The organism is Cellulosimicrobium sp. Marseille-Q4280, assembly GCF_943181405.1.
In the GTDB taxonomy this organism is placed as follows: domain Bacteria; phylum Actinomycetota; class Actinomycetes; order Actinomycetales; family Cellulomonadaceae; genus Cellulosimicrobium.
The window spans coordinates 115,321-135,034 of the sequence record NZ_CALPBY010000009.1 but is presented as its reverse complement, the minus strand read 5'-3'; the positions used below and the strand labels follow the sequence as shown (position 1 = coordinate 135,034).

Annotated in this window: 19 protein-coding genes; 11 read left to right on the top strand and 8 right to left on the bottom strand. The window is 72.6% G+C overall.

Going from position 1 to position 19,714, the window contains the following annotated elements; all coding sequences use genetic code 11:
- Position 1: 1 nt before the first annotated feature.
- The 8 genes from NFS20_RS21150 to NFS20_RS21115 all read right to left on the bottom strand — a co-directional run bounded on the left by NFS20_RS21150 (position 2) and on the right by NFS20_RS21115 (position 12,016).
- Complete coding sequence (locus NFS20_RS21150) at positions 2-2,926, bottom strand: ATP-binding protein (protein ID WP_251153784.1); 2,925 nt, start codon at positions 2,924-2,926, stop codon at positions 2-4.
- Positions 2,927-2,930: 4 nt separating this feature from the next.
- Positions 2,931-3,989, bottom strand: a complete 1,059-nt coding sequence (locus tag NFS20_RS21145) for a hypothetical protein (RefSeq protein WP_251153783.1) — start codon at positions 3,987-3,989, stop codon at positions 2,931-2,933.
- A gap of 86 nt (positions 3,990-4,075) precedes the next feature.
- The gene (locus tag NFS20_RS21140; RefSeq protein WP_251153782.1) at positions 4,076-4,726 is read right to left on the bottom strand and encodes a hypothetical protein; all 651 of its coding nucleotides are present in this window, start codon (positions 4,724-4,726) and stop codon (positions 4,076-4,078) included.
- A 115-nt stretch (positions 4,727-4,841) separates the two neighbouring features.
- Positions 4,842-5,306, bottom strand: coding sequence for a hypothetical protein (locus tag NFS20_RS21135; RefSeq protein ID WP_251153781.1), 465 nt, complete (start codon positions 5,304-5,306; stop codon positions 4,842-4,844).
- 115 nt (positions 5,307-5,421) lie between these two features.
- The gene (locus NFS20_RS21130; protein WP_251153780.1) at positions 5,422-7,020 is read right to left on the bottom strand and encodes a RecB family exonuclease; all 1,599 of its coding nucleotides are present in this window, start codon (positions 7,018-7,020) and stop codon (positions 5,422-5,424) included.
- 67 nt (positions 7,021-7,087) lie between these two features.
- Positions 7,088-8,044, bottom strand: a complete 957-nt coding sequence (locus NFS20_RS21125) for a hypothetical protein (protein WP_251153779.1) — start codon at positions 8,042-8,044, stop codon at positions 7,088-7,090.
- Positions 8,045-8,094: 50 nt separating this feature from the next.
- Positions 8,095-10,788: a DUF3854 domain-containing protein gene (locus tag NFS20_RS21120; protein WP_251153778.1), complete on the bottom strand. Its 2,694-nt coding sequence runs from the start codon at positions 10,786-10,788 to the stop codon at positions 8,095-8,097.
- 538 nt (positions 10,789-11,326) lie between these two features.
- Positions 11,327-12,016 (bottom strand): hypothetical protein, encoded by a 690-nt coding sequence (locus NFS20_RS21115; RefSeq protein ID WP_251153777.1) that lies wholly within the window; start codon positions 12,014-12,016, stop codon positions 11,327-11,329.
- Positions 12,017-12,590: 574 nt separating this feature from the next.
- Between NFS20_RS21115 and NFS20_RS21110 the strand changes: the two genes are divergently transcribed.
- The 11 genes from NFS20_RS21110 to NFS20_RS21065 all read left to right on the top strand — a co-directional run bounded on the left by NFS20_RS21110 (position 12,591) and on the right by NFS20_RS21065 (position 19,709).
- Positions 12,591-13,466 (top strand): nucleotide-binding protein, encoded by an 876-nt coding sequence (locus NFS20_RS21110; protein WP_251153776.1) that lies wholly within the window; start codon positions 12,591-12,593, stop codon positions 13,464-13,466.
- Positions 13,467-13,852: 386 nt separating this feature from the next.
- Positions 13,853-13,981, top strand: coding sequence for a hypothetical protein (locus NFS20_RS22205; RefSeq protein ID WP_285821164.1), 129 nt, complete (start codon positions 13,853-13,855; stop codon positions 13,979-13,981).
- A gap of 2 nt (positions 13,982-13,983) precedes the next feature.
- Entirely contained in the window at positions 13,984-15,057 is a 1,074-nt protein-coding gene (locus tag NFS20_RS21105) for a hypothetical protein (protein WP_251153775.1), read from the top strand.
- A complete protein-coding gene (locus tag NFS20_RS21100; protein ID WP_251153774.1) occupies positions 15,054-15,488 on the top strand; it encodes a hypothetical protein in 435 nt (144 codons plus the stop codon). Before NFS20_RS21105 ends, NFS20_RS21100 begins: the two co-directional genes overlap by 4 nt.
- 16 nt (positions 15,489-15,504) lie before the next feature.
- Complete coding sequence (locus NFS20_RS21095) at positions 15,505-16,389, top strand: hypothetical protein (RefSeq protein WP_251153773.1); 885 nt, start codon at positions 15,505-15,507, stop codon at positions 16,387-16,389.
- A complete protein-coding gene (locus NFS20_RS21090) occupies positions 16,386-16,670 on the top strand; it encodes a hypothetical protein (RefSeq protein ID WP_251153772.1) in 285 nt (94 codons plus the stop codon). Before NFS20_RS21095 ends, NFS20_RS21090 begins: the two co-directional genes overlap by 4 nt.
- Positions 16,671-16,746: 76 nt before the next feature.
- Positions 16,747-17,037 (top strand): hypothetical protein, encoded by a 291-nt coding sequence (locus NFS20_RS21085; RefSeq protein WP_251153771.1) that lies wholly within the window; start codon positions 16,747-16,749, stop codon positions 17,035-17,037.
- Positions 17,034-17,816: a DUF2637 domain-containing protein gene (locus NFS20_RS21080; protein WP_251153770.1), complete on the top strand. Its 783-nt coding sequence runs from the start codon at positions 17,034-17,036 to the stop codon at positions 17,814-17,816. The genes NFS20_RS21085 and NFS20_RS21080 overlap by 4 nt, the downstream gene beginning before the upstream one ends.
- Positions 17,817-17,842: 26 nt before the next feature.
- Positions 17,843-18,628 (top strand): deoxynucleotide monophosphate kinase family protein, encoded by a 786-nt coding sequence (locus tag NFS20_RS21075; protein WP_251153769.1) that lies wholly within the window; start codon positions 17,843-17,845, stop codon positions 18,626-18,628.
- Entirely contained in the window at positions 18,625-19,338 is a 714-nt protein-coding gene (locus tag NFS20_RS21070; RefSeq protein ID WP_251153768.1) for a hypothetical protein, read from the top strand. Before NFS20_RS21075 ends, NFS20_RS21070 begins: the two co-directional genes overlap by 4 nt.
- Positions 19,329-19,709: a hypothetical protein gene (locus NFS20_RS21065; protein ID WP_251153767.1), complete on the top strand. Its 381-nt coding sequence runs from the start codon at positions 19,329-19,331 to the stop codon at positions 19,707-19,709. Before NFS20_RS21070 ends, NFS20_RS21065 begins: the two co-directional genes overlap by 10 nt.
- Positions 19,710-19,714: the final 5 nt, after the last annotated feature.

Below are 19,714 nucleotides of genomic sequence, written 5' to 3'. Positions count from 1 at the left end.
GCTACCACAACGGCTTCCCCTTGGGCTGGATCTGGGTCCCCGGGGTCCCGGGGTCCTGCTGCCCGTACCCATGTGCGGCAGGTCCCGGGTTCGGTGCCTGGCCCGGTGCCGAGGTGAACGGCACGGCGCCCGTCGGCGGCGCCGTGAACGGCACCGCGGCGGGTGCGCCCGCCGCCGTCGCGTGGGCCGCCGGGGTGGGCGGGGCGGCCTGCTGCGGCACCGTGAACGGCATCGCCGCGACCGGGGCGGGCGCGGGCGGCTGCGCCGGGACCGGGGCGGTGAACATCCCGGGCGCCGGGCGCATCGGCTGCTGCAGGGGCGCACCGGCCGGCGGCTCGGACCCGAACAGCCCCGCCGAGCTCGGCATCGCCGGCTGGGCCGCGGCGACCTTCGCCGCCCGGGCCGCCTCCGTGGCCTTGCGCGCCAGGATGTCGCGCTCGGTCGTGGACGACATCTCCAGGAACGCCTTGGGCAGCACGATCTCCGTCGGCACCGCGCGCCCCGACAGGTCGCAGTACAGGCCGACCGCCCCGCGGTCCACGACGCCGGACTCCGGGTCACGCAGCGCGCGCATGGAGTTCCAGTTCCACGCCGTACCGCCCGCCTCACCCTTGGTGGCGCGCGAGGTGATGCGGGCCATGCGCTCCTCGGTCGCCTCGACCTTGAACAGCTCGAGCGCCGCGCGCGCCTCGTCGGGGTCCTCGATCGGCAGGATGATGCCGCGCGAGATGTACCCGGCCAGGCCGGCGTTGGTCGCGTCGGTGACCCGCTGGGTGAACAGCATCGGGAACACGCGCTGCGAGCGGGCCAGGCGGCCCAGGCGCTCGATCTCGGCCCGGCCCGCGCCCAGGAACACCCAGGCCTCGTCGAGCAGGATCATGCCGTTGCGCCCCGTCAGGGCCATCGCCGAGCCGAACACCATCATCCGCACCAGGGCGAGCGCCACGCGCTGCGGCAGCGGCGGGTTCGGCTGGCCCGGCTCGGGCAGGTTCAGGTTGGCCTCGCCGACCTTGATCAGGGTCAGGCCGTCGTGCATCGACAGCGCCTGCCCCTGGGGGTTGACGCCGAACATGGCCCGGAACATCGGCACCGCGTCGCCCAGCTTGTAGATCGGCGTGACCAGCTCGGCTGTCGCCGCGCCGTGCTGCATCGCCAGCTGCAGCGCCTGGCCGGTGCAGGTCGCCCCCATCTGCACCCCGACGTTCAGGGCGTGCAGCAGCGGCACCTCGAAGTTGGCGAGGTGCTCGCCCCACGGGTTGACCGACATGATCATCGACGCCGCGAGTTCCACGCCCTGCTCGGGCGACCTGGAGAACCGCAGCGGGTCGAACACGCCGTCGGCAGAGACCAGCTTGTCCAGGGAGTACACCTGGCCGCCGGCGCGCTCGACGACCGTCGAGTGGTCCGATCCGGTCTTGGGGTCGATCAGCACCGCGGGGATCTTCGCCTTCGGCGCCTGGGCGGCCAGCCACAGCATCAGCTGGGACTTGCCCGAGCCGGTCGCGCCGGCGCACACGCAGATCGGCAGCGAGTCCTGGTCGGAAGCGGCCAGCGGGTCCAGCCACGCGGGCTGCTTGTCGCGCTCGGTGAAGCCCAGCAGCAGGGCGCGCTTGGCGACCCGGTCCCCCACGACCGACAGGCCGGGGGCGCCGGAGTAGGCGATCACGTGCGTGGGCAGGTCCTGGCGCGAGGCGTTGGCCCGCACCGGCGAGCCGATCATCGTCTCGGCCATCGCCTGGCGCTGGCGGTTGGGCATCGCGCCGACCTTGGCGGTCAGCGCCTCGAACGTCCCGGTCAGGTCGTCCTCGTAGCCGTTGATGCCGATGGTGACGGTGGCGTCCACCAGGGTCGGCGGGGCGTAGCTCTTGGCGTAGAAGTCCTCGACCTGGGTCAGCAGGGCGAGCTGGTCGTCCTGCTCGGAGCGGTCCATCTTGCCGGCCTGCGCGCGTGCCTGGATGTCGTTCTCGTTGCGCTGGCGGTTGCGGCGCAGCTCGCCGCGCGTGATCTTCGCCGGCTCGATGCGCCCGCGCACCGAGACCACGGCGCAGTCGGCGTCCAGGAGCTGGGTCATCCACCACGAGCGGGACTCCTCGCCCGGGGTGAACGGCAGGTCCAGGTCGTTGACCGACGCCATCGTGACCGTCATCGACGGGGCGGTCTCCTGCCAGGAGGAGGCGCCCTCGTCGATGAGCCGCTTGGCCGCGGCGGCCTGCGCCGAGTTGGAGAAGATGTGCAGGCAGTCCTGCTGCGGCACGACGTAGGTGTCCGGGTGCGCGCCGCCGTTCCACCACGACTCGGCCAGGTGGAACTGCTCGGCCGTGGGCACGGTCATGCCGGCGCGCTCGAGCGCGGTGGCGACCTTGCGGGCGTCCGGCTCGTAGTCGTCCTCGGGGACGCCGCCGTACCAGAGCGTCTCGGCGACCGACTCCACCGCCCCCTTGAAGCCGCGGCCTCCACCGAGGGAGTCGGTCAGGCGCACGCCGAACAGCACGACGCGGCTGATGGTCTCCTGCGCACCGCGCCCGGGCGGGAACAGCCGGGCCAGGTAGTCCGAGACCGGCAGGTCGCGCGGCGGGGTCCACACGTGCGGGATGTTCACCGCGAGCAGGTGGGTCTCACGGTAGGACTGACGGTTGCTGGCCCGGCGCGAGCCGGCGGTCGAGGTGAGCGCCGCGAGCTCCTCGTAGGCGGTCAGGATCGGCTCGCAGGCGCGCTCCATGTCGGCGATCGACTTCGCGTCGGCGACCGGGCCGAGCGGGACGGCGCGGTACATCCACAGCGACCGCTCCTTGGAGGTGCGGCCGGCGCCGAGGACGATCCCGTCGCGCCAGCCTCCGGACCAGCGCCCGCGAACGAACGTGGGCCAGCGCGGCTCGGAGGACATCTCGGGGTCCCACGCCGGCTGCTTGGTGGTCTTGGTGCTCACGGGCTCAGCCCTCCTGGTTCTCGGTGGCGGGCGCGTCGGTGGCGGGCTCGGGCGCACCGGTCTCGACCGGGAGCGGCTGGTCGGTGACCTGGCCGACGATCGCGTTGTCGTAGGCGCTCAGGGTCGGGCCGGTGCCGGCGCCGCCCCAGGCGACCACCCGCGGCGCGGCGGTGTCGGCGCCGGAGACGAGCAGGTCGTAGGTGGCGACGGTCTGGTTCGTGGCGTCGGGGTCCTGCCCGTTCCACGGCAGCGTCATCGTCAGCGACACGACCATGTCGCCGGTGCGCACGGCCTCGTCACCGGTGCCCTCGGTGATCCACCCGCCGGACAGGACGGTGCCGCGGGCGCCGGTCAGGCCGGACAGCGGCAGGTAGGTGTGCGAGGCGTCGGGGTCGCCGACGACCTGGCGCAGCGCGACCGGGTCGCCGGAGGTGTAGGCGCCGACCCAGGTGGTCACGGCCTGCACGACGTCCGAGCTCGGGGAGTCGGTGGTCAGGCCGGACCAGGTGGGCGTGGAGGCCAGGTTCACGTCCTCGCCGGCGGTCGGGGCGAGCGACGGGGTGCCCACGACGGCCTGTCCGCCCTCCGGGGAGAGCGCGATCAGGACCTGCACGCGCATGAGGTTGCCGGTGGCGGCGCGCACGAGCAGGGTGTGCGACTGGCGCTCGGTGCGGTCCTGGTTGGTCGCGTTCGGCTCGGCGACCCACGGCAGGACCTCGTAGTCCTCCCAGGTCAGCAGCGACGCGCCGGGCAGCGGCTTGGGGGTGGAGGCCAGCCAGTTCTCGACCGCGGCCATCGCCAGCGGCTGGGTGGGCGGGGCGGTCTCCACGACGGCCGGCGGCGGGTCCTCGCTGGCGACCGTCGACATGATGGACAGCCCCGCCAGCACGATCAGCACGGGCAGCGCGAACGCGGCGAACGTGATGTAGCGCTTGATGCGCCGGTGGCCCTTGTTCCGGGCGGCCTCGTCCGGCAGACCGGAGCGCGGCACCTCGGGTGCGGACGACCAGACGTCCTGGGTGTCCTGCTGCTTCTTGGACGTGGGCTTCTTGTCCCGGGGCATGGTGCCCTTCCCGTTCGCGTGCGGTGGTGTTCAGGGGTCAGGCCGGGCCGCGCCTCCCGGTCAGGGGCGCGGCCCGGCCTGGCGGGTCAGACGGTGCGGCGGGCCAGGTCCAGCACGCGGCTGAGCGAGGACTTCGCCTCGTCGGCGAGGCCGACGACGTCCTGGGCCAGCGCGGCGCCGGCCTTCGCGTCGTTGCCGTTGAGCGAGGCTGCGGAGGCGGCGTCGAGCGCGACGAGCAGCGAGTGGACGCCCTTCATGCGCGCGCGGCCCTTCTCCTGGGCGACGACCATCGCCTGGAACGGGCCGTCGGCCTCGGCGATGTCGGTCAGGTCCTTGACGGCCGTCAGCGCCGAGCGGTCGGTCGTCATGACGGCGACGGTGACCTCGAGCGGGTCAGCCTCGACGCCGTACAGGGACGCGAGCACCGCGAGGTCGTCGGCGTCGGCGCCCTGCAGCTGCAGGAGCTTGGAGCCGATGCGGCGAACGCCGGCCTTGTTCGGGCCGGTGCGGCGGGCGGTGCCCGTGGTGCCGGCGGCGGTGGTCTCCTGCTCGCCGTCGTCGTCGCCCTCGTCACCCTCGTCGCCGTCACCGAGGTCCAGCGGGTCGAGGTCGCCGCCGTCGCCGTCGCTGAGGTCGAACGCCTGGCCGCCGTTCGCCGAGGCGAACGAGCGGACGCTGTCGCCGTCCTGGGGGTCGAGCGTCGTGACGTCGGGGGCGGTGTCGGTGGGGTAGGTCATGGCGGGGGCACCTCGTCTGGGTCGAACGGGTCTGTCATTGGTCGAACATGCGTCGAAAACCCGAGACGCCACCCGGAGCAGGTCAGTGGGTGGCGTCTCGGGCTTCGTGGGGCGGTCAGCCGCCGATGGGGCCGAGGTCGCGCAGGTGCTGCAGCACCCGGAACTTCTTGCCGCCGTTCTCCTCCATGAGCTTGTAGATCAGCACCCGGTGGTCCTTGCACTGCTTGACCAGGTCCCAGATCGTCTTGCCCTCGGTGGAGTTGAGGTGGTGGGTGCGGATCTCCTCCTCCTCGGCGTTCTCGCGGTCGGCGCGGAAGCGCACGATGCCGCGCCCGGTCTTTTCCTCGACCTTGCCGCCGAGGATGACCGCGACGAACGGCTTCTCGACCTGCTTGTACTGGCCGACGGCCTTGGACAGCGACGACTCGGGGTCCAGCGCCAGGGTGATCTCGCCGGCGAGCTCGCGCACGCGGGCGATCCACGCCCCCTTGTTGACCTCGCCGTTGGTGCGCGAGGGGATGGGGCCTGCGGCGTTGAACGCGGCCAGGAGGATCTCGTCGGTCCTGACGTCAGTAGCCATGTGGTTCTCGATTCGTTCGTCAGTGGTGGGTGGTGATGGGTGGTGCTGGTGGTGCTGGTGGTGCTGGTGGTGCTGCACCGGCCCCGCGGGGTGCGCCCGCGGGGCCGGTGGGTTCTCAGGCCGCCGGCGCGGCGGCGGGCGCGATGCCCTGGGGCAGCAGGGCGTCGACGCCCTGGTCGGCGAGGGCACCGTCGAACAGGTCGATGCCCGTGGTGACGATCGCGCGGGTCATCGTCGCCGCGCGCGTCTCCCACTTCGCCCAGGCGTCGGCGTCGCCACCGAAGGGCAGCGGGATCGCGACGATCACGGAGCGCAGCGCGCCGCGCACGCGGGTGTTGGCACCCTCGGCCCAGTCGGTCGAGCCGTTGGTGATCGCGGACTGGGCCGCCAGGACCACGCGGGACAGCACGGCGGTCAGCGCGCGAAGGGAGGCGGGGGTCATCTTGACGCCGATGACGTCGAGGTCCGCCTTGCGCTCGGAGAGCAGCTCGGCCGACAGCGCGGCCAGGCCGATCGTGCCCATCGCGGCGTAGGAGTTCAGGTTGAGCAGCCCACCGACGGTGGGGACCCAGGACTTGTCCTCCTCGCGGGCACCTCGGGTCGTCGCGGTCATGGGGTCCTCCTTGGTCTGGTGGGTCGCGCCCTGCTGCGCTCCCTCACCTGTCAGATGTGCGGCACGCGCCGGTTCTGCGACGGCCGCGGCCGGAGCCAGCGGGGCGGGCGCGGGAGCTGCCTGGGCGGGCGCGTCGGCGCCGGGCAGCAGCGGTGCGCCGACGGGGCGCAGCGTGGGGATGCCCAGGTCGATGGCGGACGCCTTGGAGTCGCGCGGGTCGGTGTCCTTGCGCTTCTCGCGGGCGACCGGGCAGGCGTTGACGATCGGGCACCAGCCGCACAGCGCGGAGGGCTTGGCCTTGAACGTCGCGGACGCCACGGAGGCGCGCAGGTCGGTCCAGGACTGGACGAACCCGGCCTTGGTGCGGTCCACGGCGCGCGGGGACAGGTCCACGGTGCGCTGGGTGCCGTGCTCGATGTAGTACAGGGCGCCCTCGACGGCCTTGACGCCGAGCTTGGCCAGCAGGGCGGCGTAGTAGAGCCGGATCTGGTCGCCGTGGTCGTCGGAGAACCGCGGGTTCGGGCGCGAGCCGTCCTTGCCCGTCTTGTAGTCCTTGACCTTCAACCCGGTCTCGGGGTCGCCGTCGACGCGGTCGATGAACCCCTTGAACGGCACGCCGGCGACCTCGAAGCCGTCCAGGCGCATCTCGCGCTCGTAGACCGCGACCGACGCCGGGTCCTCGATCGTGAAGATGCCGGAGTAGGCCGCCGAGACCATCGCGATCCACTCGGTGTGACGCACCGGGTCGGCGCCCAGCGCCGCTGCGTAGTCGACCTGGTCCGGCTCGGGGTCCAGCCGCAGCATGTCGGTGAGGATCTTCGCGGCGTGCTTCTTGTCGCGCCGCCCGGGTGCGAGCTCGTACAGCCGCTCGAGCACCAGGTGCGCCGCGGTGCCCTTCTCCGTGGCGGAGAAGATGTCCGTGGCCTGCGGGATCGCCTTCTCCCCCACCAGGCGCGCGGGGCAGGAGTGGACCGCCTTCGCGGTGGAGGCCGACAGGTGCGGCTTGTCCAGGCGCGCCAGCAACGCAGGGTCGGTCACGACCAGGTGCCCGGCATCCCAGGCGAGCCGGTCGCCCTGGTAGAGCAGTTCGGGAGTCGTCACCCCAGGCATATGTGCGGCAGAGCCGCGCCGCGAGGGCGCCTGGGCGGACCGGGCGAGCCGGTCGGGGTCAGAACCCGACCGGCATCGCCCAGCCCTCGTCGCCGAGGTCGCCCGGGTCCGGCTCGTCCCACACCGGCTCCTCGATCGGCCACTCGTCGATCGGCCAGTCCTCGACCGACGTCGGGGCGCCGACCGGGGCGCTGGCCGTGACGGCGGGCGCATCGGCCACCGGGTCGGGCTCGCCGAACCGGGCACCGGCGACCAGGGACCAGTCGTCCTCGGGCGGGGTGCCGGCCTCGGCGGCGCCGAGCGCGGCCAGCAGGCGGGCGCGGCGGTGGGCGGGCACGTGGAACGCGCCGATCACCTCGCCCATGTGCCCGATCGCCAGGACCCAGGCCCACGGGCCCACGGTCTGGCCCTGCAGCTCGCGCCAGCGACCGGCAGCCTGCTCCGCCAGCCCCACCTCGGCGCGCACGGCCCCCTCGGGAGCCGCCTTCGCCTTGGCGGGCAGCGGACCGGCGTCGGTCCACCAACCCGACGCCCAGCGCACGCCGAGTGGACGGGTGGCGCACCACTCGGGCAGCGGCCCGGCACCCACGCGCATGACGTGCGGGGTGCCGGGACGCAGCCCGGCCAGCGACAGCACGACGACGCCCTCGGTCTCGGGGACCTCGGGCACCTGACCGTCGTCCGGTGCCGGGACGGTCTGCACGGTGGGCGCAGGGGCCTGCTCGGGCTCGGGGTCGGGCTCAGGTGCGGTCGGGATGTCGTCGGGGTTCTCTGCGGCCACCGCGGCAGCCTGTGCCTCGCGCGCGGCGCGCTCGGCGGCGATCTGCTCGGGGCTGCGAAGGTCCGGCGCGTTCGACTGGCGACGCGCCGTGGGCAGGACCGGCTCGGGGGCGTTCGCCCGGACGTCCGGTGCGACGGCGGGCAGGTGCTCGGTGGGCGCGACAGCGGCCAGGACGGCAGCCTTGCCTCGCCGGGCGGCAGCACGACGTGCCGCGAACGATCCGTTCGTGCTCACCACACCTCCCCGCCGTCGACTGGTTCCAGATACCTGATGTGCGGCACGGGTCAGAAGTCGGTGGGGCTGGTGGTCTCGGTCTTGCCCCAGACCTCGTCGCTGATGACCATGCACTGCACGCGGGCGCCGTTGAGCGTCAGCGTGCGCGTGGTCTGGCCTGCGCTGTTGGGCACGGCGACGCCGGCCAGCGCTCGCTGCAGGGCCCGGGCCCCGCCCGGCCAGCGCATCGCCTTGGCCGCGGCGGCGTGGTTGATGATGATCGCCTTGCCCTCGACCTCGGTGATGCGCTGGTGGTGGTTGGCGGCGCGGACCTCGCCGATGAGCGGCTTGTTCGTGATCTCGTCGGCGTCCAGGGTGACCTCGCGCGAGGACACCGCGTTGCGCAGCGCGTTCAGGGCCTGCTCGGTCGGCGTGGCGTTGCCGCCCATGACCTCGCGGGTGTGGACCTTGATCGCGTTGACGATGCCCTCGACGAAGTGGTTCCACAGCTCCTCGGCCTGGGCGTCGGTCACCGCGCCGGCGTCGCTCGCCCACGCCAGCACGTGCTCGTACCCCAGGCACAGGGACGCCACGAGCATGCGGGCGCGGTTGGAGACCTTGAGGTCGTCGGGCAGCAGGGCCTTGAGCGACAGGTCGTCGGCGTCGTCGTTGGAGTTGATCGACTGGCGCTGGGCGTCCAGGTGGGCGCGCCAGGTGTCCAGGCGGCGCTCGGCGGCGACCTCGACGCCGTCGGCGCCGGAGGAGACCTCGTTGATCTGCCCGGCCAGCCACGCGATGTACGAGGTGGTGGCGTGGGTGAGCTCGCCGGAGGACGCCAGGCGGGTCAGGGCGGCCAGGGACTTCTCGTCCTTGAGCTGGGTCTTGGGCAGGACCGAGATGAACAGCGCGCGGTCCAGGCCGGACTCGGCGAAGCCCTCGCCGGTCGGGATCTCCTCGCCGGTGATGATCATCATCGGGCTGGCGCCGTCGACCTTGCGCACGCCGAGCCGGTCGGCCGCCTTGTCGACGGTGCCGCGCACCGCGCCGCCCGAGCCGTGGGCGCGGCGCAGCAGGGCGTCGAACGCGGCGAGGGCGTCGGCCATCTTGCGGGTGTCGGCCTCGGGCTTGAGGTCGTCCACGTGCAGGAAGCAGTTGCGCAGCCCGTCGGGCAGCAGGTCCATGCCCGCGGGGCGGGCGTTGAACGTCGACATGGCGGCGCCGTTGGGCGCCCAGGTCGGGTTCAGCGAGGACGCGAGGGTCTGGGCGACGGTCGACTTGCCGGATGCCGGCGGGCCGAAGTAGCACAGGGCGGCCAGCGGGGTGATGCCGAGGAACGCCAGGCCCCAGGCGGCCACGGCCACGTCCCAGTTGAACTTCTTGTCGTCGTTGAAGTAGTCCCGGGCCCAGATCATCGCGCGGACGGCGTCGAACGCCTTGGCCTTCTGCGTCGGGGTCTGGGCGGGGTCGGGCAGCTTGATGGCGCGGAAGTCGTTCGAGGCGGGCTCCCCGCGCAGGAAGGCGACCTTGTCGAGCGGGCCGATGGCGCCGGCGCCGTCGCACCAGCGCCAGGTGTCGGAGTCGATGTCGAAGGTCCAGCCGGTGTGGCCCACGACGGTGACCGACTCGATGGACGTCGAGTAGGCGCGGATGGCGTTGGCGACGTCGTCGTCCGGCTTGGACTTGCGCGGGATGGGCACGCCGATGCCGCGCGGGAGCCGGTCGAGCCAGTCGCCGACGTCGGCGAGCTTGGAGGACTTGACCTTGACCAGGAACTTGGACGGCTTGTCCTGCCCGGCGATCGGGACGTAGACCTGCAGGGTCAGCATCTGGTCGGCGGCCTCGCCGGTCTCCTCGTCGACGTGGGCCTCGGAGGCGACGATCTCGGCCGCGGCGTACAGGGCGACCTCCTGGCGGACCTCGGGGTCGCCGAAGCCGTTGTTGACCTTCGCGAGCTTCATGATGCGCCCGGCCTCGACGTCGACCTGCAGCGACTCGTCGACCTTGACGTTGGCGGTCTGCTTCTTGGCGGCGGGCTTGCGGCCGAGGTTCGGGGTGGCCTTGTCGATCAGGCGCTTGAGCATCTCGGGGCGCGAGGTCGGGTCGGGGTTGGAGCCGAGGAAGTCGTCCAGGCCGGTCTTGGCGCCGGAGACGAGCTCGATCAGGCGGACCTTGGAGGCGCCGGCGCCGGTCTCGAGGTGGCCCTTGAGGTACTTCGCGGCGGCCCACACGTCGGGGTTGGACTGCCAGTCGGCGTCGAAGCCCAGCACGACCTCGGCGCCGGGCGGGACGAGCTCGCACAGCACGGACAGCGGCACGCCCTCGGCGGACCAGTTGCGCGCGCCCTGGATGCCGAACACCAGGTAGTCCTCGGGGGCGTACAGGGACGCGGCGATGGTCTGCTTGGTGCCCTCGACCACGAGCACCTTGGTGGCCACGCCGACGCGCTCGGCCATCATCGCCGGGACGTTGATGATGGCGCCGACGCCACCGGCCTGGGCGTACTTGCGGATGCCCTTGTCGGGGTCGACGAGGTGGTCGTCGACGCGCATCTGGTACGTGATCGACCCGTCGATGCGACGCAGCGGGAACACCAGGCCGGTCTTGCCGTGGTTGCCCGGGTGGTCCAGGTCGGTGCCGGCGAGGCCGTCGTTGGTCGAGCAGGAGAAGATCCCCCACTGGTCGGCCTGCGCTCGCGAGATGCCGGCCTTGGTCAGGATCTGCTCGTGGTTCGGGTTCAGGCGGCGCGCGGGCGCGGTGGTGGTCACAGGGTCTCCCGGGTCGGTCGAGGGGTGATGCGCCCGGTAGATGTGCGGCACCTGCGGAGTCTCCGTCGCCTCCGTCGCTGCTCCGTCGGCTGCTCCGTTGCCCGGCTGGACCCGTTCTCCCTGGTCAGGGGTCCTTTTAGGGGTCCCCTCTAGGGGTACTACGGAGTAACGGAGACGTATTCGTAGTCGTATAAGGGGGTACACACACTCACTCCCCACCCTCCCCAGAGGCCCCCTTTCCATGAGGGCCCTAGAGAGTGAGAGTCTCCTTCCCCCATAGGGGGGACGGGGGAAAATCAGCTCCGTTGCTCCGCAGCACCGTTTTGGACGCCTGACCAGGACAAATACCTGCGGAGTGCCCTGCTGGCGCTGCGGACTTCATCATCCGCAGCAGCCACGCATCCGGGCGAACCCGTACATATCCGGACGAACCGGGGCTTGGCCAGGGCTTGCACCCCCTGTTACGCTCGTCGCGCCCGAGCGGGCACCGGAGCGAGGGACGGCGAGCGTAACAGCCACCCCATCGCACCTTCACGGCTCAGCCGAGGCGGTACCGCTCGTAGGACCCGGCAGGGATCGAGTAGTCGGCGATCGACTGGGCGACCAGCTCCTTCTCGGAGTCGGCCAGCTCCATCTCGCCGGACTCGGCCACCTGCTGCGCGCGCCAGGCCCACTGCATGCCCGAGAGCATCGTCATGGGGTCGTCCAGGCCGACGTACACCCGCCGGCGCCACAGCGCCCAGCGCAGCGCCTCGGCCCCGGTGTCGAACAGGTCGCGCCCACCGGTGGGTACCGATCGCAGCACCTCGCCCGCGTGCCTCCACCCGTCGGTGGCGAACGCGACCACCACTGCCGAGACCGGGTTGAGCCCCTCGGCCAGCGCGGCGGAGGCCACCGCGGAGGACGGGTCTCCGGGGGTGAGGTCGACGAGGTCCTTGCCTGCGTCCGGGGCGCCGAAGGCCTGACCGCGAAGCAGTGCTCCGGTGACCTCCGGCGGGCGTGGAATCTCGCCGCGCGTCAGCTCGATCTGGCCGACTCTGATCTTGGCGGACATGTGCCGCCACGGGTCCTCGCCTGGAAGCGTGCGCACCGCGTCGGCGATCATGCCGCCGAAGAACGTCGCCGCCCACAGGTGCGAGGCGTTGACGCGGTCGCGCATCTGCGCGTCGAGTTGAGCTCGCCGCGAGGTGCTGATCAGGGGCTCGCACAGAGCGGCTGTCCAGCTCACGGGAAGGGTCAATGGGTTACTCACAAGGTCACCCTAATGGCCTATGTATGACACTGGGTGTCGCCACTCCCGGTTGCGATGCGACATCAAACCTGCGACGGGGCCCATAGGAAGTGTGTGAGCAACTCCAGCGCAGCACCGGTCGTGGGCCTGCTGCACCTCCCCCTCCTCGCCGCTGCCCTTGAGGCCTGCGGCCTGCCCGTGGCCAGCGGCGCCGACTTCCGCGCTGCCGCGACCGCCATCACCACCGCCGGCCGGGAGAACCCCGACATGCCGCTGCTGGTCGCTGACTTCGCTGGCGCGGGTCAGACACCGTGGCTGGAGAAGTGGGTCACCAAGGCGCCGACCGTCGTCGTGCAGCTGGACGCCGCCGCGGCCGGTCTGGGCGAGCCGTCCCCGATCGCGGGCAACACCGCCCAGGTGCGCCGGATCGCCGCGCCGGTGCCGGTGCGGGAGCTGCGGGCACCTGAGCGCCCCGGTCGTTCCGGTCGCGGCCGAGCCCGCCACCTTCGTCGCTGCCGCCCCGGCCCCGGCCTACACCCAGCCGGTCGCCGCCACCCCGGTGCCCGCCGCGATGGCCTCGGTCCCGGTCCACGAGAGCGAGGGCGCGCACACGATCTTCTCGACCGCCGGCAAGGGCGGGGTGGGCAAGTCCTCGATCGCCCTGGCGCTCGGTGAGCGCGCGGCGCGCCTGGGCCAGCTGCGCGTGGTGGTCATCGACGGCAACCGTGGCCAGGGCGACCTGCGCGCCTACCTGCGCCTGGCGCGCGCTCCGCTGCCGACGGTCTACGACGTCGCCGCCGGCGCCGACCCCTCGACGGTGATCATCCGCCCCGACCAGATCGCGGCCAACCGCCTGTCGAGCCTCGAGCGGGTGCGCTTCGCCGTCGCGCTCGCCCCGCTGTCGGGCATGGCCGACCGCGGCGTGGTGACCTCCGAGGTGTACGGCCAGGTGCTGGACGCCGCGCGGTCCGTGGCCGACCTGGTGGTCGTGGACACCCAGATCGCGGAGAGCTCGGACACCTCGGGCCTGTTCGACGACCTGTGGGTCCCGGCGATGGCGCAGTACGCGCACATGGTCGGCATCACGAACCTCAACGGGCCGAGCATCGACAACCTCACCGAGCGGATCCTGGAGTTCCGCGGCGCCGGCGTCGACGTGGACCACATCAACGTGATCCTCAACGACGTGCCGGACGACGCGGCCTACGACCAGCAGCGCACCGCCGACCACCTGAGCAAGCTCGGGTGGCTGCGCGGGACCGTCATGCGCGACACGGCCATCATCGCCTCGAACAACGCCGGCGAGGTCCCGTGGGACAACCCGAGCCTCGCGCCGGTGCTGGACGCGGTGCTTTTCGCCGTGACCGGAATGGACGAGTTCGGCCCGAAGCCGGAGGTTTCGGCAGAGCCGGCAAAGCGCCGCGGCTTCCTCGGGATCCGCCGGTGAGCCCGCTCACAGGACCGGGTGAAATCCCCGGCAGGTCCGAGGACCTGTTCCCGGCCACGCGCCCGGCCTCCGAGGACGTCGACCCGAGCCCGTGGGACCGCGATTCCAACCGTGACCGACTCGTTACGACCGGTCATGTGTCCAGGTCGGGGGCTGAGAGCGACCTGGACGAGGGGTCGATTCGGGCCCTTCGTCACTCCGCGCAGGACCTTCTGCGAAAGGCCGCCCCCGACGGTGATGTAAATTTCAACCGTCCAAGTGACTCAAACGTCTCACTCGATGTCCAGAACAGTGGCATCGGTCGTACACAGATCACCGCTGGAGACGCCTCCCTCGCGTCCCCCCAGCGCCCGACTGCACGTCGAGCTGGCCTGACCGTTCTGGCAATGGCCCTCGCACTCGTCGCCGCGTTCGTTGCCGCGACCCTCATCTGGGGACACCTCGTGCTGCCTGCAGCGCCCCTGCTCCCCTGCATGCTCACCCTGCTCGCCCTCAAGATGAAGGCTCGCCGCTGACCATGAGCGCCGACACCGCCCGCCACGAGTGGATCGACACCTGGTGCACCCGACTCCAGGCGATCATGCACACCCCCGACACCGACCAGCCCGCCGACGGCTCGCGCCTGGTCGCCCTGCCCGCCTGGCTGTGGCTTGCCCCTGCCATCGACCTCGGCCGCAAGGCCGTGCGCGCCGACGGCCGCGCCATGCTCATGCCCGTGCGCCTGACCTGGACCGGCGACGACCAGCACCTGCTGTCCCTGCCCGCCGGCACCCACGAGCTGGCCTGGACCGCGCTCGGCATGGGCCACAGCGCCACCGGCACGCTGACCGTCACCGTCACCGCCACCGGCATCACCCACGACGCCGCCCACCCCGACCTGGCCCCCACCGACGCAGGCGCCGACACCACCGCGGCGCGCGCAGCTCTCGCCGCGGCCGCCGCCGAGGGCCGATGGGCCGCCCGCATGAGCCTGGAGGGCTACGTCGAGCGCGCCGTCAAGGCCGCCGTCGCCACCGTCACCCGCGACATCCACGGGCTGCGCGCCCCGGCCGCCGTGATCGACTGGCACAGCGAGGAGCAGATCCGCGACACGATGCTGCTCGGCACCGACAAGGCCGCCGGCGCCGTGGACCGCATCATCGACCGGTCCCTGGCGCGCACCGCGTTCGTCAAGGTCGACCCGCTGCGCTACCTGACCGTCGACCTGCAGCGCGCCGCCGAGGCGTACGTGCGCCGCGCGATCTCCGACCCGCCGATCGGGCGCAAGGTCCGCCGCGTCGCCCGCTCCATGCCGGGCGCCTCGATGGCCGAGATCATCGCCGCCTACCGCCAGGCCCACCCCGGGGACTTCCTGTCCGAGAAGCGCGCCGCCCGCGCGCTGACCGCCGGCTCCGACATCAACGCCTCCGCCTGGCACTTGTCCTGGTACCGCGGCGAGCACCACATCCGCGACGTCGACGCCATCGACGTCGAGGACGTCGCCGTGGCCAACGTCGACGCCCAGGCCCACCTGGCCACCGTCCGCACGCTGGCCACCCGCTCGCGCGACGCGCTGCGCGCCGAGCTCACCGACCTGCGGGAGGCATCGTGACCACGACGCTGACCGCCCCACCCGCCCAGCCGTCCGGAGGACGACTGGCAGATCCCGCCACCGCCGCCGCAGCGCGACGGTCGGCGAACCGGCGCCGGGCCGAGTACCTGTCCTCGGTCACGACCGGGCTGCTGAGCGTGCACGACGTCGTCGCCGCCGCTGCAGCACCCGACGGCGCACCTCTCCTGCGCATCTCCCTGCGACAGCTGCTGGGGGCGCAGCCAGATTGGGGGAAGTCCAGGACGGAGGCGGCGATGACGCGCCTGATCACGGTCCTTGGCGAGACCCGCACAGACCGCGATCAGACCATCGGCTGGCTGGTCGACCCACGGGTGCGAGGCGCACGTCTCCTCGCGTTCGCCGACGCAACCCAGACCGGGCACGGACCTCCGTGGCCGGGCTTCCCCTTCGCCCCCTCCCCCTTCGCGTAGACAGGACCCGCACTTCATGCCGAGCACCACCGTGCCCAGCACCATCACCGCCGCCCAGTTCCCCGAGCGCGAGGAGCTGGAGGCGATCATCGCCGCAGAGGGCCGCGCCCAGGCCCGCCTGATCGACGACTTCGCCCGCACCAAGATCCGCGACATGCGCTCGATCGCGCTGCAGCTGTGCCGCGTGTGCGGCCTGGACCCGATGGTCCACGGCGACGACGCGGTCGGCGTCGTGGAGACCCAGTTCACGATCATCGTCAACGCCCTGATCAAGGACCCGAGCCGGCTGGACAAGATCACCGCGTTCAACGGGTACCTGTACGCCCACTCCAAGGCCCCGATGCGCACGTACGGCGACGGCGCGCAGTCCGGGGAGAAGCCGTCCGGCACCACCGCCCTGGCCCGCCGCCAGCGCGAGCTCGCCCGCACGCAGGCCGCCCTGCGCGCCGAGCTGAACGCCGAGCCGACCCCCGAGCAGATCGTCGACGTCACCAACACCCGGATGCGCGCCAAGCGCAAGGACGCCGCCCGCCAGGGCATGATCTCCACGCTCGAGGACCTGCAGCAGCCGACCAACGTGCCGCTGCTGCCCGAGGAGAACGACGCGCCGGTGTGGATGCACTCCGACGCCCCGCTCGCCCCGCACGAGGCCCGCTCGTTCCTGCGCCGCGCGATCGCCTGCGCGATGGAGGCCGACGAGCGCCTGGCGCGCGTGCTCGCCGCCTGGCTCGGGTCGACGTTCGACGAGAACGTCGGCGGCCCCCGCCAGCTCAACGAGGTCGCCCAGATGATGGGTCTGCGCATCGCCGAGACGGCGGAGCTGATCGCTGCCGCTCAGGACCTGGCCGTCCAGGTGCTGGAGAAGGAGTTCGGTGTCCGCGACATGAGGGAGTCCGCATGATGACCGTCCAGCCCATGAGCGCTCGCGTGGCCAGCGACGTGATCGCCGTCCAGTGCGTGCTGGAGTCCGGTGTCCCGCACGCGGACGTCAGCGTCTGGGAGCGCGTGCGCGAGGAGCGGCTGATCGCTCTCGTGCACGAGCTCACCGGCGAGCAGGACCCCGTGGCCGTGCTGCGCGAGATCGACGAGATCGACCAGCGGCTCGACGCCGGTCAGGCGCGCACCGCCGACGACGTGGTGCGCATCGTGAACGAGGTCGTGAGCGCTCACCGCGCGCACTGAGCGGCGGGGTGTTGGAGGCGGTCCCTACGGTGTGATCGCAGGTCAGCGCGCGCTGACCGCGACCGAGAGGACCTCCGTGACCACTACCCCGCCGCTGCACGCTCGCCACGTGTGGGAGCGCGCAGCCAACGCGCTCAAGGTCGACCCGGACACCGTCGAGGGTGACCTGATGCTCGAGCGCGAGCTGATCCTGATCGTGACGATGCTGGGCGACAGCCTGCTCACCCCGCTCGCGGTGATCGCCGTGCAGCAGGAGCTTCATGCCGCCGTGCGCGCCGGCGTGATCGCCGCGCCCGAGCACCTGATCGACCAGGCGGCGATCTCGATCAGCCTGCGCGCGGCGATGCTCGAGGGATACGCAGCATGAGCAGGCCCGCGCGCAACGCCTCGTCCTCGACGCGCACACGCAGCGCCCAGCCGGTCGCGCGCACGGCGCTCACCGGCGCGCTGATCGGCACCGCGGCGATCGCCGCCGGCGCGTTCTGGCTGTCGTTCTACGCGCTCGCGGACCTGGCCGGGCGCGCAGGTGTCCCGCAGCAGCAGGTGTGGGTCTGGCCGCTCATCGTCGACGGCGTGATCATCGTGGCGACGGTCGCGGTGTTCGCGCTGCGCGGTCACGCCCGCGCGCTGAGCGCCTACCCGTGGGCGCTGCTGATCGGCGGGGTCGTGGTGTCGGTGGCCGCCAACGCCGTGCACGCGGTGCTCACCGAGACCGAGGTGCCCGACGTCGTGGCGATCGCCGTGGCCACCGTCCCGCCGATCGCGCTCGTGGCCTCCACGCACCTGAGCGCCCTGCTGCTGGACCGCACCAGCCCGGCCGCCGGCGCGCTCACCTTCCCGTGGCCGCGCCGCCGACCCGCTCAGCACGCGCAGCCCGCGCAGGCGTCTGCCCCGGCGCTCACTGAGGTGCCGGAGCCGGCGCCCGCCGCGACGACCAAGGCGCGCACCCGCAAGCCCGCCACCGCGCGCCCGGCCGGTGAGCGGACGACGTCGGCGAGCATGCAGGACATGCGCGCCTGGTACGACGAGCAGCTGGCCGCGGGCGTCAAGCCGACCGGAGCGGCGTTCGCTGCGCGGTTCGGCACCTCCGAGGCGACCGGCCGCAGGCGCCTGGCCGAGCTGCGCGAGGACCTCGTCGACGCGTAGGCGCACCCGCCGCACATCCACCGGGGGTGAGCGCCCCCACCTGGACCCCCGAGACCGCCGACGCGATGGTCGACGCGGCGCGTCGTGCGTACCACGGCGGCGCGCCCGTCGACCTCGAGGTCACCTGCCTCGACGGGTCGCGGTTCACGCGGACCTACGCCCCGGCGTACGGGACGTACACCGACTCCCCGCGCGTGCCTGCTGCCGCACATCTGCTCGCCATGAGCACCCTCATCGTCGGCGTGTCCGGCAAGAAGCGCGCCGGCAAGGACTCCATCGCCGAGCTGCTGACCTCCGAGCACGGATACACCCGCGTCGCGTTCGCCGACGCCGTGCGCGAAGTCCTGTACGAGACCAACCCCATGCTGTGGAGCCTGCGCTGGGCGTGGCGCACCCTGCGCGGAAACCCGATGCGCGTCGCCGAGCTCGTCGACACCCTCGGCTGGGAGCAGGCCAAGGCCCAGCCCGAGGTGCGCCGCCTGCTGCAGCGCCTGGCGACCGAGGCCGCCCGCAAGGTCCTGGGCCCGAGCATCTGGGTCACCACCGGCATGGCCAAGGCCGCCGAGGTCGACGGGCCCGTCGTCATCACCGACGTGCGCTTCCCCAACGAGGTCGCCGCGATCCGCGCCGCCGGCGGCATCCTGATCCGCGTCAACCGCCCCTCGATCGTCTCGACCGACACCCACGAGTCCGAGGTCGCGCTGGACGGCTACGACGGGTTCGACGCCGTGCTGACCAACGACTCCACGGTCGCCGACCTGCAGGGCGCGGCGCTGGAGGCGATCGCCACCGTGACGGCGGTGAGCCGATGAAGGGCCGCACCACCGCGTTCCTGCACAGCCGCCGCCACCCGGACGTGCCCGTGGCCCTGGTCGCCGAGGCGGTCCACGTCGACGTCGCCGCGGCCGAGGCCGCCTGGCGCGCCGGGGACACCCGCGACGACCAGCTGCACCTGGTGCAGGTCGACCCTGAGCAGGTTCCGGTGCGCGGGATGCGCTCGGACGCCGTCCTGGTCGCCGGGTCCTACTTCGGCCCGCTCGGCGCGACGACCGGGATGCTGCCGGCCACCACCGGAGCCGAGCGCTGGCCGGTCGCCCTGATCGACCAGGTCCGCGCCGCCCTGGCGGTCCACCCCGCGCTCGTCGTGCCCGACCCGCAACCGTCGCTGGCGTCCGTGCTTGCCTCGACCGAGCGCGCCCCGGGCGTGCTGTACCTGCTGTCCGAGCGGGCCACCGGCTACCGCGGCGCGGTGCGTGAACGGATCCTCGAGCCGCTGTCCGTGCACTCGAGCATCGACACTGCCCTGGCGATGGCCTCGCGGTACCGGGCCCTGGTCACCCGCACCGGCGACCGGCACGGCGAGCTCGTCGTGCACCAGGTGCTCGCCTCCACCTGGTGCCCGGGCCCCGACGTCCCGCCGGACTGGTCCGAGGGCGACCTGGACGCGACCGGCTGGGCGGACCTGGAGTCCGCGACCGCCCTGATGGGGCACCTGCGCGAGGGGACGAGCCCGTGGCGATGAAGGACCAGGCGACCTGGAGCTCGGCCTGCCGCAGCCAGACGTGCCTGTGCTCGATCCCGGAAGGTCAGCCGTGCGAGGTCTACCGCGACGGTGACGCCAAGCCGGGCACCGTCGCGCTGTGCGCGTGCTGCGGCTGGCCCGAGGTGTCCCACGTGCCCGAGCAGGCGCGTCTGGCGGTGCGCCACCCGTGGCACGTCGAGGCGGCCCTGCGCGCGGCGATCGCCGACACGGCCGTCGAGGTGCGCCGCCTGCAAGACAACCTGCGCGGCGAGGCGCGGTTCGTGATCGTCGCCCCGCCCGGGCGTGCGGTCCACCTGGCCCGCAAGGTGCCCGTCCACCTGGACCGCTACGTGAGCATCGAGCTCGCGTAGCCGAT

What these genes read in the sequence shown, in the direction of transcription:
- NFS20_RS21145 (WP_251153783.1), bottom strand. Translation starts at nt 3,989, where the DNA reads ATGCCCCGGGACAAGAAGCCCACGTCCAAGAAGCAGCAGGACACCCAG.
- NFS20_RS21140 (WP_251153782.1), bottom strand. Translation starts at nt 4,726, where the DNA reads ATGACCTACCCCACCGACACCGCCCCCGACGTCACGACGCTCGACCCC.
- NFS20_RS21135 (WP_251153781.1), bottom strand. Translation starts at nt 5,306, where the DNA reads ATGGCTACTGACGTCAGGACCGACGAGATCCTCCTGGCCGCGTTCAAC.
- NFS20_RS21110 (WP_251153776.1), top strand. Translation starts at nt 12,591, where the DNA reads ATGGCCTCGGTCCCGGTCCACGAGAGCGAGGGCGCGCACACGATCTTC.
- NFS20_RS22205 (WP_285821164.1), top strand. Translation starts at nt 13,853, where the DNA reads ATGGCCCTCGCACTCGTCGCCGCGTTCGTTGCCGCGACCCTCATCTGG.
- NFS20_RS21105 (WP_251153775.1), top strand. Translation starts at nt 13,984, where the DNA reads ATGAGCGCCGACACCGCCCGCCACGAGTGGATCGACACCTGGTGCACC.
- NFS20_RS21095 (WP_251153773.1), top strand. Translation starts at nt 15,505, where the DNA reads ATGCCGAGCACCACCGTGCCCAGCACCATCACCGCCGCCCAGTTCCCC.
- NFS20_RS21090 (WP_251153772.1), top strand. Translation starts at nt 16,386, where the DNA reads ATGATGACCGTCCAGCCCATGAGCGCTCGCGTGGCCAGCGACGTGATC.
- NFS20_RS21080 (WP_251153770.1), top strand. Translation starts at nt 17,034, where the DNA reads ATGAGCAGGCCCGCGCGCAACGCCTCGTCCTCGACGCGCACACGCAGC.
- NFS20_RS21070 (WP_251153768.1), top strand. Translation starts at nt 18,625, where the DNA reads ATGAAGGGCCGCACCACCGCGTTCCTGCACAGCCGCCGCCACCCGGAC.